General features: G+C 60.7%; 14 protein-coding genes and 1 pseudogene. 5 read left to right on the plus strand and 10 right to left on the minus strand.

Features of this window, described 5'->3' with window-relative positions; genetic code table 11:
• Window positions 1–897, minus strand: a complete 897-nt coding sequence (locus AC1RT2_RS13160; protein WP_493102451.1) for a DMT family transporter — start codon at window positions 895–897, stop codon at window positions 1–3.
• 156 nt (window positions 898–1053) lie between these two features.
• Between AC1RT2_RS13160 and AC1RT2_RS13165 the strand changes: the two genes are divergently transcribed.
• The gene (locus AC1RT2_RS13165; protein WP_493102453.1) at window positions 1054–1941 is read left to right on the plus strand and encodes a LysR family transcriptional regulator; all 888 of its coding nucleotides are present in this window, start codon (window positions 1054–1056) and stop codon (window positions 1939–1941) included.
• Here the strand turns inward: AC1RT2_RS13165 and AC1RT2_RS13170 are convergent.
• Both AC1RT2_RS13170 and AC1RT2_RS13175 read right to left on the minus strand, forming a co-directional pair.
• Window positions 1914–2123: a hypothetical protein gene (locus AC1RT2_RS13170; RefSeq protein WP_493102455.1), complete on the minus strand. Its 210-nt coding sequence runs from the start codon at window positions 2121–2123 to the stop codon at window positions 1914–1916. The two genes, AC1RT2_RS13165 and AC1RT2_RS13170, sit on opposite strands and share 28 nt — an antisense overlap.
• A 97-nt stretch (window positions 2124–2220) precedes the next feature.
• Entirely contained in the window at window positions 2221–2355 is a 135-nt protein-coding gene (locus AC1RT2_RS13175; protein ID WP_493102457.1) for a hypothetical protein, read from the minus strand.
• On the opposite strand from AC1RT2_RS13175, the gene AC1RT2_RS13180 reads away from it, so the two are divergent.
• Window positions 2354–2641 carry a hypothetical protein gene (locus AC1RT2_RS13180; protein WP_493102458.1) on the plus strand — a complete coding sequence of 96 codons (288 nt, stop codon included), beginning with the start codon at window positions 2354–2356 and terminating at the stop codon, window positions 2639–2641. The two genes, AC1RT2_RS13175 and AC1RT2_RS13180, sit on opposite strands and share 2 nt — an antisense overlap.
• A gap of 233 nt (window positions 2642–2874) precedes the next feature.
• On the opposite strand, the pseudogene AC1RT2_RS13185 reads toward AC1RT2_RS13180, so the two are convergent.
• Window positions 2875–3634: pseudogene (locus AC1RT2_RS13185) on the minus strand (IS5 family transposase).
• Between the two features lie 375 nt (window positions 3635–4009).
• On the opposite strand from AC1RT2_RS13185, the gene AC1RT2_RS13190 reads away from it, so the two are divergent.
• Window positions 4010–5176: a pyridoxal phosphate-dependent aminotransferase gene (locus AC1RT2_RS13190; RefSeq protein ID WP_493102460.1), complete on the plus strand. Its 1167-nt coding sequence runs from the start codon at window positions 4010–4012 to the stop codon at window positions 5174–5176.
• A gap of 6 nt (window positions 5177–5182) precedes the next feature.
• On the opposite strand, the gene AC1RT2_RS13195 is transcribed toward AC1RT2_RS13190, so the two are convergent.
• Window positions 5183–5710 carry an AAA family ATPase gene (locus AC1RT2_RS13195; protein WP_493102461.1) on the minus strand — a complete coding sequence of 176 codons (528 nt, stop codon included), beginning with the start codon at window positions 5708–5710 and terminating at the stop codon, window positions 5183–5185.
• Between the two features lie 104 nt (window positions 5711–5814).
• Between AC1RT2_RS13195 and galE the strand changes: the two genes are divergently transcribed.
• Window positions 5815–6807, plus strand: a complete 993-nt coding sequence (galE, locus tag AC1RT2_RS13200) for a UDP-glucose 4-epimerase GalE (protein WP_493102462.1) — start codon at window positions 5815–5817, stop codon at window positions 6805–6807.
• Between the two features lie 3 nt (window positions 6808–6810).
• Here the strand turns inward: galE and AC1RT2_RS13205 are convergent, their stop codons facing one another.
• The 4 genes from AC1RT2_RS13205 to AC1RT2_RS13220 form a co-directional block, all read right to left on the minus strand.
• Entirely contained in the window at window positions 6811–7110 is a 300-nt protein-coding gene (locus AC1RT2_RS13205) for a chorismate mutase family protein (protein ID WP_444800954.1), read from the minus strand.
• Between the two features lie 336 nt (window positions 7111–7446).
• A complete protein-coding gene (gene cydB / locus AC1RT2_RS13210) occupies window positions 7447–8451 on the minus strand; it encodes a cytochrome d ubiquinol oxidase subunit II (protein WP_493102464.1) in 1005 nt (334 codons plus the stop codon).
• Window positions 8441–9859 (minus strand): cytochrome ubiquinol oxidase subunit I, encoded by a 1419-nt coding sequence (locus tag AC1RT2_RS13215; protein ID WP_493102465.1) that lies wholly within the window; start codon window positions 9857–9859, stop codon window positions 8441–8443. Before AC1RT2_RS13215 ends, cydB begins: the two co-directional genes overlap by 11 nt.
• A gap of 231 nt (window positions 9860–10090) precedes the next feature.
• Window positions 10091–10360 carry a hypothetical protein gene (locus tag AC1RT2_RS13220; RefSeq protein ID WP_493102466.1) on the minus strand — a complete coding sequence of 90 codons (270 nt, stop codon included), beginning with the start codon at window positions 10358–10360 and terminating at the stop codon, window positions 10091–10093.
• Here AC1RT2_RS13220 and AC1RT2_RS13225 point away from each other — a divergent pair.
• On the plus strand, window positions 10347–10835 hold the full coding sequence (locus AC1RT2_RS13225) for a hypothetical protein (protein ID WP_493102467.1): 489 nt from the start codon (window positions 10347–10349) through the stop codon (window positions 10833–10835). The two genes, AC1RT2_RS13220 and AC1RT2_RS13225, sit on opposite strands and share 14 nt — an antisense overlap.
• A gap of 74 nt (window positions 10836–10909) precedes the next feature.
• Here AC1RT2_RS13225 and AC1RT2_RS13230 read toward each other — a convergent pair whose 3' ends face one another.
• A complete protein-coding gene (locus tag AC1RT2_RS13230) occupies window positions 10910–12079 on the minus strand; it encodes a M20 aminoacylase family protein (protein WP_493102469.1) in 1170 nt (389 codons plus the stop codon).
• Between the last annotated feature and the right edge of the window lie 9 nt (window positions 12080–12088).

Consider the following 12088-nt stretch of genomic DNA (forward strand, 5'->3'; position numbering starts at 1 on the left):
TCAGCCCCGTGAGGTCATCCATACGCCAAGCAACGTCACCGCCAGCCCGGCAAACATTGCGAAGGTCAGAGGCTCCGAGAACAGCATCCAAGCCCATAGCATTGTTACGGGTGGGCTGAGGTAGATGGCGGCGCTCACCTTGGCAACCGGGAACAGCCGGAGACTGGTATAGTAGACCGCATAGGCGAGGAACGTTGCGATGAACACCAGCCAGATCATCCCGACTGCAAAGTCAGGAGTCAACGGTGGAGCAAGGCTGCCCTGCGTCAATGCGCAGAGGCCGAAGAGGACCGAACCCATGAGCGTCTGGATGCAGAGGCTCTGATGAACCGGCATATGCTGCGTCTTACGTCGCTTGTGGAGGACCGAGGCCACGGCGAATACCAGCATCGAACCTACTGTCAGACCGTACGCCCAGATCGGAGCGGTGCCGAAACTGAGGCTATCGAAAGAGACAATCAAGACGCCGAAGACGGCAATCGCGGTGCCTAGCCATTGCCGGTGCGTCAACCGCTCACCGAGGACGGGTTGGGAAAGGGCGGCAATAGCAAGCGGAAGAAGGTCTGCGATAAGCGCGACCAGCCCGGTTGGCACTTTCTGCTCTATGGCGAGCGCGAAGCCTCCCAGATAAAGGAAGACCGCTTTGATGCCGAATAGCGCCTGATCCCTGACCGCACGCATCGATATCCTTGGCCCGATGGCCAACGCGAAGGGCAGGAGGATCAAACCCGAGAGCAAAGTCCGCCAGAAGAGCAGAAGCATGACGCTCGCCTCCTGATTGGCATATCGAATACCGACGAACCCAGAACTCCATCCGATGATGAGAAGCGTGGCAAGCAATGGCCATAACAGCGGATGGCGAATGGCAGTGACGGAAGGCAGAGAGGTGTCGGTCATTGGGGCTCTATCGCGAGGACACTATCTACCGGTACGGGGAAAACACAGGAATCGCACATGACAAATATCGATGCGCACATGACATTCCTTAATTTCCGTCATGATCTGCGAGGTTCGTGGTAGGCTCGTTCAACAGACAATCATGTGGATATCGCCATGAACGAACTGAACAGTCGCCGCCTCGAAATCGACGCTCTGCGAGCGCTTTGCGCAATCCGCCAACATGGAGGCATTACCAGAGCCGCCGCCGCACTCGGTCTCTCCCAATCCGCCGTGAGCCATAAAATCAAAAGGCTTGAGGTTAGCCTCGATTGCGCGCTGCTCGGACGGAAATCGGGAGGACCGATGTTCACAGCCGCTGGCGAAGACCTGCTCGACTACGCTGGCCGCATTCTTGGGCTGCACGACGAGGCGCTGATAAGTCTCTCCAAGACGCCACTCGCTGGAAGACTTCTACTGGGGCTCACCGAAGACACGGCATGTACTGATCTCGCTCGCATCTTTGGCCGCTTCAGGCGGCTTCACCCAAACGTCGCGGTCCGAACCAAGGTGCGCATGAGCTTGGTGCTCCGCGCCATGCTGGAGCGCGGAGAACTTGATGCTGCAATCGTCCAGGTCTTCAGCCACGAGGTGCGACCGAACGACCTGGTACTTTACAGAGAGAGCCTTCACTGGGTGAAGCATCCTGAGTTGCTAATCCGGCAGGATGAACCAATACCCTTTTTGTCGTTCGATGACGAATGTTTCTATCGACAATGGGCACTCGATGTCGGCCAGGAGAACTCAGTTCTCGAAACCGTGTTTGAGTGCTCAAGCGCTGCTGGGATTGTGTCCGCCGTCAACGCGACAATGGGCGTAGCGATGCTGAGTGACCGCCATATCCGAGGGGAGATGCAGATAATGACCGACCGCCTGCCTCTGCCTCCGTCCTTAGCATACGTTATCCGGCGGGCCCGTAAGTCAAGAAATCCAGCACTTGATAGCTTGGTCAGAGAAATTGAGAGGGACATCGGTCGTCAGGGAGGATTGGCACTGGCTGGCTGACATGACCACGTCCACAACGATATATAGTAAGCGGGTCGCGCCAGCAAATCGTCATCCGGAGGATTGTCGCCCTCGATGTCCTTGGACGCCTCTCGACGCTTTGCAACGTCCCTCGCCTCGCCCGCTTGCGCACGCGTGTGAAGCGACAACGATCGACGGAAAGACAAGATTGAATTCGCCATGGCCTCACCTCACGCAAAAATCTGTATTAGCACTAACGCTGAACCCCGACGCCGATGCCCATGCCGACAGGTCCAGACATTGACCCACCCCCTACCGTCACCCAATGTCGATCGGATACCCGTCGAGACCATAGGTCACGACCTTGAATCCTCGGTCGATCGACTGCTTGGCGCTGTCGTGGTGGTGCTTGCATAGGGATTGCAGGTTGGATGGGTCATGGAATAGCACCATGTCGCCCTTGTGGGCCTTGCGATGGTCAACGACCTCGGCCGCCGTCACCTCCCGCCTCGTGCAGGATCTCAATACCCTCGTTCTTCGACAGGAAAAGTCCTATCGAGCCAAAGACCGATTTGTTTCCGAAGAGCAATGCGCCGCCCGCGCCGAGTACTGGCGAACCGTTGCCGAGAACGTGAAAAAGGCACTCGGCGCGAAAGCCCTCCATGATGGAAGCTGGACCGCTATCCGACTGTGCTACCGGCTGTATGACAGCCCAGAAAAAGCCGGCCCGCCCTGCTAGCTCCCAAGCAACAATCATGGGTCAGAGCGGGCCAAACTCGGTTCAAAAGATTACGACACCGGCAGCGTAACGCCGGGGAAATATGTGACCACCTGCTGCTGAGCAGCGGTCTTCATACCAGCCCGGTTAAGGTTACCATTCGTATTCGGATCATCAGCCGCAGGTCGGTTAACGATGCGCCATACGGTATCACAGACGATACCACGGATTTCCTTAGGTTCAGGACTCGTTGATCAGAGCCAGAAGATAACGGTTGCAGCGAGAGCGATGGCGGAGAGGAAGGCCATTAGGCACCTGTCATAGCGCGTCGCGACACGCCGCCAGTCTTTGAGACGCCCGAACATGATCTCGATCCGGTTGCGCCGTTTGTAGCGCCGTTTGTCGTATTTGATGGTCTTGTTGCGGGATTTCCTACCCGGAATGCAGGGAGTGATCCCCTTCGCCTGTAAAGCGTCACGATACCAGTCGGCATCATAGCCACGGTCGGCCAGCAGCCATTTGGCCTGGGGAAGCTCATCAAGCAAGGCGGCAGCACCGGTGTAATCGCTGACCTGACCGGCCGTTATGAAGAAACTGATCGGGCGGCCACTCGCATCCGTTACGGCATGAAGCTTGGTGTTCATGCCGCCTTTCGTGCGCCTAATCAGGCGGCCCGCGCCCTCTTTTTTACCCGCAGGCTGGAAGCCGTGCGGTGGGCCTTGAGATAGGTCGCATCGATCATGATGGTATTGTGCTCTGCAGCTTCGGGCACGGCCAGGCCGTCCATCATCTGGATAAAGATGCCTTTATCGCCCCAGCGTTTCCAGCGGTTATAAAGCGTCTTCGCCGGGCCATATCCTTCGGCGCATCGCACCACCTGAGCCCGTTGCGGTTGACGAAGATGATGCCGCTCAAAACACGTCGATCATCAACGCGCTGGCGACCATGGCTCTTGGGAAAATAGGGCTGAAGACGAGCCATTTGCTCGCCCGTCAGCCAAAACAAATTGCTCATCAGTCAGGCTCCTATACGCCAGCCTGAATCACAGCCGTTTCTTCAAATCAATGGGTCCTGAGCCTAGCGAGCTAGCGCAGTCTTAGCACATCTTAGTATCGCCTTATGTAAATCAATTACTTGCGGCTAGTTCTTCCAATTGAAAATCCGCGTGTCGGTGGTTCAAATCCGCCTCTGCGCACTATTTTTTCCATTTATTGCCGCAAGCTGGACTGCCCGATGAATTCGGGGTTCCCGCTCTGACACATCCTCCTCCCATCACAGAATTCGATAGATCTGTCAGCGAAACTCGCGTGAACGGTCTCGCGAAACCGGATAGACCTTCGACGCTTCGTCTCTCCTGGCGATGGCCGGATTTCTGTTTGCGGAGTTTTCATGAGCATCGTCGAAAGCCTTAGCCCCCGTTCGCTCCGGGCGCCGGAGAGCGGGATCGTCGAAGTCGTCAATTATGCGCGCGGGCGTGAGGGGCTGATCCCGCTTTGGGTGGGCGAAGGGGATCTGCCGACGCCGCAGTTCATTGCGCGCGCGGCGTCCGAGGCGCTGCTTGGGGGCGAGACATTCTATACGTGGCAGCGCGGCATTCCCGAGCTCCGGGCGGCGCTGTCGCGCTATTATGCCCGGCGCTTCGGCAAGGTGCTGCCGGCCGAGCATTTTTATGTCGTTGGTTCCGGCATGCAGGCGATCAAGCTTGCCATTGAGGCGCTCGTCTCACCGGGCGACGACATGGTGTATCTGACGCCGGCCTGGCCGAATTTCGCGGCGGCGGCGGAACTGTCCGGGGCCAATCCAATTGCCGTGCAACTCGATTTTACCGGCGGGCGCTGGCAAGTCGATCTTGGTCGCGTCGAGGCGGCAATCACGCCGAAGACCCGCGTGCTCTTCGTCAACACGCCGTCCAATCCGACCGGCTGGACGGCGACGCGCGAGGACCTGGAAAATCTTCTCGCCATCGCACGGCGCCATGGCCTTTGGATCATGGCCGACGAGATCTATGCGCTCTATCACTATGCCGGTGGACGCGCTCCCTCCTTCCTCGATGTGATGGAGGATGGCGACCGGGTCATCTTCGTCAACTCCTTCTCGAAGAACTGGTCCATGACGGGCTGGCGCGTCGGCTGGATCGTCGCACCGCCGGAAATGGGCCAGGTGCTGGAAAACCTCGTGCAGTATTCCACCTCCGGCGTGCCGCAATTCCTGCAGCAGGGCGCAATTACCGCGCTGGACGAGGGCGATGCCTTCGTGCAGGCGAATATCGACAAGGCGGCCAGGAACCGTGACATCTTCTGCGATGCGCTGATCGCCACCAACCGGGTGGAGACGCTGAAGCCGGATGGTGCGCTCTATGCCTTCCTCAAGATCGACGGCGTGACGGATTCGCGCCTGACGGCACTCGATATCGTCGACCGCACCAATGTCGGCCTTGCGCCCGGCACGGCCTTCGGTCCTGGCGGCGAACTTTTCATGCGTGCCTGTTTCCTGCGGGATCCCAAACAGGTCGCAGAAGCGGCCGACAGGCTGGCGCGCTACATCGCGGCCCGCTGAGGCCGTTCACAACTGGTCGAGCAGGAAGTCGGCGCGCTCGACCACCGACACCTTGGGCAAGATCACCGTCTCATACCCAAGGGCGGGATAGAGCTTTTCGAGCCGGTCATATTCTTCCAGGGCGGCATCGAAGCCATGGCGGCGCTCCGCGTCGCCGGCATAGATTTGCGGCCAGGGCGGCGTGAGGAAGACACGCCTGTTGTAGCGATGCCCGGCCGCCGACCCGGCCAGGACCGGCTCCCCGCCTGACGCCTCAAGCGCCGAAGCGGCATCGACGAGGCCACGATCGAAGAAGACGAGCCCCGGGTGATCGCGCATCGCTTCGCGATCGGCGAGCGCCATGGCAATGGCGCGACGGGCGAAGGCAGCCAGGTCAAGCCATGGCAGGGCCTCGCCACCGCTTGCCAATTCCTCCTGCACGATGCGGCGTCCCGGTTCCTCCACGACGGCATGGCCGCGCCGGCGAAGTTCTTCCAGCAGGGTCGATTTTCCGCCGCCCGAGCAGCCGGAAAGCACGATGAAGCGGTCGGACATGATGTTGCCTTTCTGGAACGGGAAAACGGCGCGGCGCGATTGCGGTTGCGTCCTGCCGGTCGGCAAGGTGATATGCCTGAAATTCGGGCGATTCGGAGGGTTATATGGCGGTTCTTGTCACGGGCGGCGCGGGTTATATCGGCAGCCACATGGTCTGGGCGCTCATCGACGCCGGCGAAGAGGTGGTGGTGCTGGACCGGCTTTCCACCGGCTTCCGCTGGGCCGTGGCGCCGGAAGCACGGTTCTATGAGGGCGACATCGCCGATGCCGCGCTGCTGGCACAAATCTTCGCCGAAAACGCCATCGACGCGATCATTCATTTTGCCGGTTCGATCATCGTGCCGGAATCGGTTTCCGACCCACTCTCCTATTACGAGAACAATACGGTCAAGTCACGGGCGCTGATCGCCGCCGCCGTCGCGGCGAAGGTGCCGTATTTCGTGTTCTCCTCCACCGCCGCCGTCTACGGCACGCCTGATGGCACCGAGCCGGTGCTGGAAACGGCCGCGCTCCGACCGGAATCGCCCTACGGTTCCTCCAAGCTGATGACCGAGATCATGCTGCGCGATACCGCCGCAGCGCATGACTTCACCTACACGGCGCTGCGTTACTTCAACGTCGCCGGCGCCGATCCACGCGGCCGCACCGGCCAATCCAGCGCCGGCGCCACCCATCTCATCAAGGTCGCCAGCCAGGCAGCCCTTGGCAAACGCGACGGTATGGATGTCTACGGCACGGACTACCCGACGCCGGACGGCACCTGTATCCGCGACTATATTCACGTCAGCGACCTTGCCAATGCGCATCTCAAGGCGCTGCAGCGCATGCGTGCAGGCGGTGGCTCGATCGTCGCCAATTGCGGCTATGGCCGTGGCTTCTCGGTTCTGGAGGTTCTGGAGCAGGTGAAGGCGGTATCCGGCATGGATTTCCCGGTGCGGGTCGCCGGCCGCCGGCCGGGCGATGCGGTTCTGATCGTCGCCAATCCCTCGGTCGCGATGAAGGAACTCGACTGGAAGCCGGAGCATGACGACCTCACCTTCATCGTGCGCACCGCTCTCGACTGGGAAGATCACCTCGGCAAGCGCAACCAGCGCTGACCCTTAGGCCTCGCCGAGCTGCGCCTTCTCGTAAGCGATGGCGTGCTCTATGAGCTGCGCCCAGATCTCTTCGTAGAAACCGCCGTCGAGAGCGTGGGTCTCGGCGTTGTGGCGGGCGTTGTCGCGCACTTCACGAACGCGCTCGGGAACGTCGGCGGGAATGCCGAGGCCGGCCTTGATCTCGGCAGCGCGGCGAATGAAACTCCAGCGTTCGGCAAAGAGCGCCATCAGCGCATGGTCAACCCGGTCGATGTTTTCCCGGATTTCCGCCATCGTCGTGCAGTCTGCCGCAATCTTCGCCATTCCGGTCTCCTTCATGGGCACCCGGATAGCAGAGGAATGTTTGGGGGGAAAGGCATCTCTCCGCCGCGAGACACAAGGTCACGGTCGGGGCCACATGCAGGCCCGGGGGTAAAGCGAAAGGAGGGTGCGGTCCTGTCTTTCGCTTGCGGGCCTGCATGCTGGCCGAGGCGGAACCTAGGCATGTAAGCTGGCGCGAAGCTGGATGATATCACGTTACGTGAAGTCACGTTCCGATCACCAGTTTGATGGCGAAGCCGACCACGGTGACCACCAGCACACCGCCCGCCCACAGGCCCACGAACCACAACAATTTCCGCCCTGTCGAGTTCTCCGCCATCAATGGTAGCCCTCCTCCGGATCGACCTTGCCGCGGAAAACCCAATAGGCATAGGCCGTGTAGCCGAGGATCATCGGTACGAGCACCAGGGCGCCGACCAGCAGGAAGGAAAGGCTTTCCTCGGGTGCGGCCGCCTCCCAGATCGTCAGCGAGGCCGGCACGATATAGGGATAGAAGCTGATGCCGATGCCGGCAAAGCCGAGCACGAAGAGGCCGAGTGCGGCGATGAACGGCCGTGAATCGTGTTCGGTGCGCAGCCCGTGGATCAGCAGGGCGAAGCAGCCGAGCACAAGCAGCGGCACCAAGACGCTGAAGGCAACGGTCGGCCAGCCGAACCAGCGGTCGAAGTAGAGTGGCTCCATGAAGGGCGTCCACAGGCTGAAGATGCCCATGGCGGCGAGCGTGCCGATGCCGGCCTTGAGCGCGTAGCCGCGGGCACGGGCAGCGAGATCGCCGCTCGTCTTCATCACCAGCCAGGTCGCACCAAGCAGGGCATAGCCGACGAGGAGGGCAAAACCCGTCGCGATGGAGAACGGTGTCAGCCAATCCCACCAGCCGCCGACATAGGCGCGATTTTCCACCGGAATTCCCTGCACCAGCGCACCGAGCGCCACGCCCTGGGTGAAGGCCGCAACCATCGAGCCGCCGGCAAAGGCGATGTCCCAGAGGAACTCGCCGCGCCGCGTGCGCCAGCGATATTCGAAGGCGACCCCACGGAAGATGAGGCCGAGCAACATCAGGATGAGCGGCATGTAGAGCGCCGGAAGGATCGTCGCATAGGCGAGCGGGAAGACGGCCATCAGCCCGCCACCGCCGAGCACCAGCCAGGTCTCGTTGCCGTCCCAGACGGGCGCGACAGAGTTCATCATCACGTCGCGGTCGTGTTTTTCCTTGAAGAAGGGGAAGAGGATGCCGACGCCGAGATCGAAGCCGTCGAGGATGACATAGGCGAGCACGGCAAAGGCGATGATCGCCGCCCAGATGAAGGGAAGGTCAAACGCCATGGTGGTGGCTCCCGGATTTGCTGGCAAGGGCGGCGGCCGGCGTGATACCGGCGGTGCGGAGCGGACCGTCCTGGAGGTCCGGCATCGGATCCCGCGGCAGGCGGCCCATCAGGCGCAGGATGTAAAAGGTGCCGGCGCCGAAGACGAGGAAGTAGACGACGATGAAGGCGATCAGTGAGGTCGCGACGGCCGGTGCATCGATGGGGGCGACGGAATTGGCCGTCAGCAGGTGGCCGTAGACCGTATAGGGCTGGCGGCCCACCTCCGTCGTCACCCAGCCGGCCAGTACGGCGACGAAACCGGCGGGACCCATCAAAACAGCGGCGCGGTGCAGCCAGCGGTTTTCGCCGAGCGTGCCCCGCCACCGACACCAGAGCGACCAAAGCCCGATGGAGAGCATGGCAAAGCCGATGGCGACCATGATACGGAAGGACCAGAAGACGATGCCGACCGGCGGATGCAATTCCTTCGGTACGGAATCCAGCCCGGCGAGCGGGGCGTTGAGGTCATGCTTCAGGATAAGGCTCGAAAGCTTCGGGATCTCGATGGCATAATCGACACGCTGCTCGGCGGAGTTCGGAATGCCGAACAGAATGAGCGGCGCCCCGTCCGGATGGCTCTGGTAGTGCCCTTCCATCGCCATGACCTTGACCGGCTGATGCTCCAGCGTGTTCAGCCCGTGCATGTCGCCGGCGAAGATCTGGATGGGTGCGACGATCGCCGCCATCCACATCGCCATGGAGAACATCTTTCTGGCACGCTTTGGCGCATCGCCGCGCAGCAGGTGGTAGGCGCCGACACCGCCGACGACGAAGGCGGTCGTGAGATAGGCGGCGAGCACCATGTGCACGAGCCTGTAAGGGAAGGAGGGGTTGAAGATCACCGCCCACCAGTCGACCGGCACGAACTGGCCGACATCGTTGATGGCAAAACCGGCCGGCGTCTGCATCCAGGAATTGGCGGCAAGGATCCAGGTGGCCGAGATCAGCGTGCCGACGGCGACCATGAGGGTCGCGAAGAAGTGCAGCTTCGGACCGACGCGATTGAGGCCGAACAGCATGACGCCGAGGAAACCCGCCTCAAGGAAGAAGGCCGTCAGCACCTCGTAGCCCATCAGCGGCCCGATGACCGGCCCGGCCTTGTCGGAAAAGACGCTCCAGTTCGTGCCGAACTGGTAGGACATGACGATGCCGGAAACCACACCCATGCCGAAGGCGAGCGCAAAAATCGTCTTCCAGAAATTGAAGAGCGAAAAATAGACCTCGTCCTTCGTCCAGAGCCACAGGCCTTCCAGTACCGCGAGATAGCTCGCCAACCCGATCGAGAAGGCCGGGAAGATGATGTGGAAGGAAACGGTGAAGGCGAACTGGAAGCGGGCAAGCAGTGTTGCGTCCAGCGATTCGAACATTGGCCACGACCTTTCTGAAGCCGCCGCAATCCCAATCAGGCTGCGGTCACCTTAAAGAATGCGGCGCAAAACAGGCAAAGGTCAATTCCGTCCGTACACCCACGTTGCCGCAGCGCGACAATCGCCCGCGTGCGGCATTTCCGCCCCGACCTTGGCAGGGCCGAAACGAACGAAGCTCCCGGCGGGGGCGCACCGGGAGCTTCGCGAAGGCGTCGAACGTGGCACTATGCCTTAGCGGGCATCGGGGTTCGCGCCCTGATAATAGTCACCGTTCGCCGGGCCGACCTTCACGCTCTGGCGGTAGCCACCGTCGGCAGCATAACCGCTGCCGATGCTGTTGGTGCGGACGCGATCGATTCTCTGGCTATCCATTTTCTGGTTCTGCTCCGATTCCGGATAGGCACCCTTGTAGTAGTCCCCACCGGCGAGAGCGGCCGAGCCACCGAAAACGGAAGCGGCAAAAAGAGCGGTTGCGAAAGCTGCGTTAATGGTCTTGGTCATTGTCTTGGTCCTTTTCATATGTGCTTTGCATCAAAGCTTGAAGGGAGTTTCAGCCAGGCTTTTCGGCATCGGTTACGACATCGCCATTCCCTTCGCTTATCTCCGGAAGCGGGTATTGCCGCTTTCGTCAAATAAAGATGGTCCCTCATTTTGTGGGCCGCAAGGGTCTCAAAATGGAAACAGTCGTCAACGTTTTTCGAACAATGAAAATTGTCGCTTTAGCGCACAACCGAAGGCGCCAAAAACCAAGAAACCGTCCATCTGGACGGTTTCTGTCAAAGAGGAAATGACATCTCAAGATATTGATTTGGCGGGGATTTTAAATACGCGAATCCACGCAAGCACGCCGAGGGTGCAGCGAACGGCAGGAGCGTTAAGGATTGAGGCACTAAACGGCTCGGCACCGATTTCAAGAGTTTCACGAATGTGTGACACTCAAAAAATCAGAGCCGAAAGCCGCCAAAACACGGAATGAATCGTGGCAAAATTGTGGTGAAACCGCCCTGTGGACCGGGTCCCACTCGCGTCGCCGAAACCGCTGCGCGGGCGTCAGGCCGCCCGCAGGTAATGTTCCGTCAGTTCCGTCCAGAAGGCCGCACCGACGGGCAGCAGGTCGTCGTTGAAATTGTAGGCGGGGTGGTGGAGCGAGTGATCGTTTTCGCCGCTCTTGCCACCGAGGAAGAAATAGGTGCCCGGTCGCTCCTTCAACATATAGGCGAAATCCTCGCTGCCCATGAAGGGGCGCTGGAGGTCGACGACCTTGTCGGCACCGGCAAAGCGCGTGGCGAGTTCACGCACCAGATCGGTCTCGGCCTTGTGATTGATCGTGGCGTCATAGAAGCGCTGGTAGTTCACCGTCGCGCTCATGCCGTAGCTTTCAGCCTGGCGTTCCGCAATGAGGCGGACGCGACGCTCCAGCTCGTCGCGCACCTTCGGATCAAAGGAGCGGATACCGACAACGATTTCCGCTCGGCTCGGTATGATATTGCTCGCCGAGCCCGAATGGAACGAGCCGACCGTCACCACCGTCGGATCGATCGGGTGGATGTTGCGCGAGACGATGGTCTGGAGCGCCATGACGATCGAGGCGCCGCAGACGATCGGATCCAGCGTCTCCTGCGGCTCCGCACCGTGGCCGCCGACACCGTTCACGGTGATGCGCGCCTCGTCGACCGCCGCCATGATCGGGCCCTCACGGAGCGCAAACTGGCCGAAGGGCAGACCGGGCTCGTTGTGGAGGGCGAAGACGGCGTCGCAGGGGAATTTGTCGAACAGTCCCTCCTCCACCATGATTTTTGCACCGCCGAAATTCTCCTCCGCCGGCTGGAAGATCAGGTGCACGGTGCCGTCGAAATTGCGCCGTTCGGCGATCGCCTTGGCGGCACCGAGCAGCATGGTCGTGTGTCCGTCATGGCCGCAGGCATGCATCTTGCCGGGCGTCTTGCTGGCATAGGGAAGGCCGGTTTCCTCGAAGATCGGCAAGGCATCGATATCGGCGCGGATACCGATCGACTTGCGGCTGGTGCCGTTCGTCAGGGTGGCGACGAGGCCGGTCGTGGCAAGGCCGCGCGTGACTTTGTAGCCATAACTTTCCAGATGGCGCGCGATGACATCAGAGGTGCGCACTTCTTCCAGGCCCAGTTCCGGGTGCTCGTGCAGGTCGCGGCGGATCGCCACCATTTCAGGCATGGAGTTCTTGAGAGTCGTATGGATTGTCATGTCATTGTC

Source organism: Shinella sp. GW821-FHT11G07 (assembly GCF_058808115.1).

Bases quoted from the DNA above. Each gene is read 5' to 3' on its own strand.
- AC1RT2_RS13230 (WP_493102469.1), bottom strand. From the start codon at position 12,079: ATGACAATCCATACGACTCTCAAGAACTCCATGCCTGAAATGGTGGCG.
- AC1RT2_RS13215 (WP_493102465.1), bottom strand. From the start codon at position 9,859: ATGTTCGAATCGCTGGACGCAACACTGCTTGCCCGCTTCCAGTTCGCC.
- AC1RT2_RS13165 (WP_493102453.1), top strand. From the start codon at position 1,054: ATGAACGAACTGAACAGTCGCCGCCTCGAAATCGACGCTCTGCGAGCG.
- galE (WP_493102462.1), top strand. From the start codon at position 5,815: ATGGCGGTTCTTGTCACGGGCGGCGCGGGTTATATCGGCAGCCACATG.
- AC1RT2_RS13190 (WP_493102460.1), top strand. From the start codon at position 4,010: ATGAGCATCGTCGAAAGCCTTAGCCCCCGTTCGCTCCGGGCGCCGGAG.
- AC1RT2_RS13175 (WP_493102457.1), bottom strand. From the start codon at position 2,355: ATGGTGCTATTCCATGACCCATCCAACCTGCAATCCCTATGCAAGCAC.
- AC1RT2_RS13180 (WP_493102458.1), top strand. From the start codon at position 2,354: ATGTCGCCCTTGTGGGCCTTGCGATGGTCAACGACCTCGGCCGCCGTC.
- AC1RT2_RS13205 (WP_444800954.1), bottom strand. From the start codon at position 7,110: ATGGCGAAGATTGCGGCAGACTGCACGACGATGGCGGAAATCCGGGAA.
- AC1RT2_RS13220 (WP_493102466.1), bottom strand. From the start codon at position 10,360: ATGACCAAGACCATTAACGCAGCTTTCGCAACCGCTCTTTTTGCCGCT.
- cydB (WP_493102464.1), bottom strand. From the start codon at position 8,451: ATGGCGTTTGACCTTCCCTTCATCTGGGCGGCGATCATCGCCTTTGCC.
- AC1RT2_RS13225 (WP_493102467.1), top strand. From the start codon at position 10,347: ATGGTCTTGGTCATTGTCTTGGTCCTTTTCATATGTGCTTTGCATCAA.
- AC1RT2_RS13160 (WP_493102451.1), bottom strand. From the start codon at position 897: ATGACCGACACCTCTCTGCCTTCCGTCACTGCCATTCGCCATCCGCTG.
- AC1RT2_RS13195 (WP_493102461.1), bottom strand. From the start codon at position 5,710: ATGTCCGACCGCTTCATCGTGCTTTCCGGCTGCTCGGGCGGCGGAAAA.
- AC1RT2_RS13170 (WP_493102455.1), bottom strand. From the start codon at position 2,123: ATGGCGAATTCAATCTTGTCTTTCCGTCGATCGTTGTCGCTTCACACG.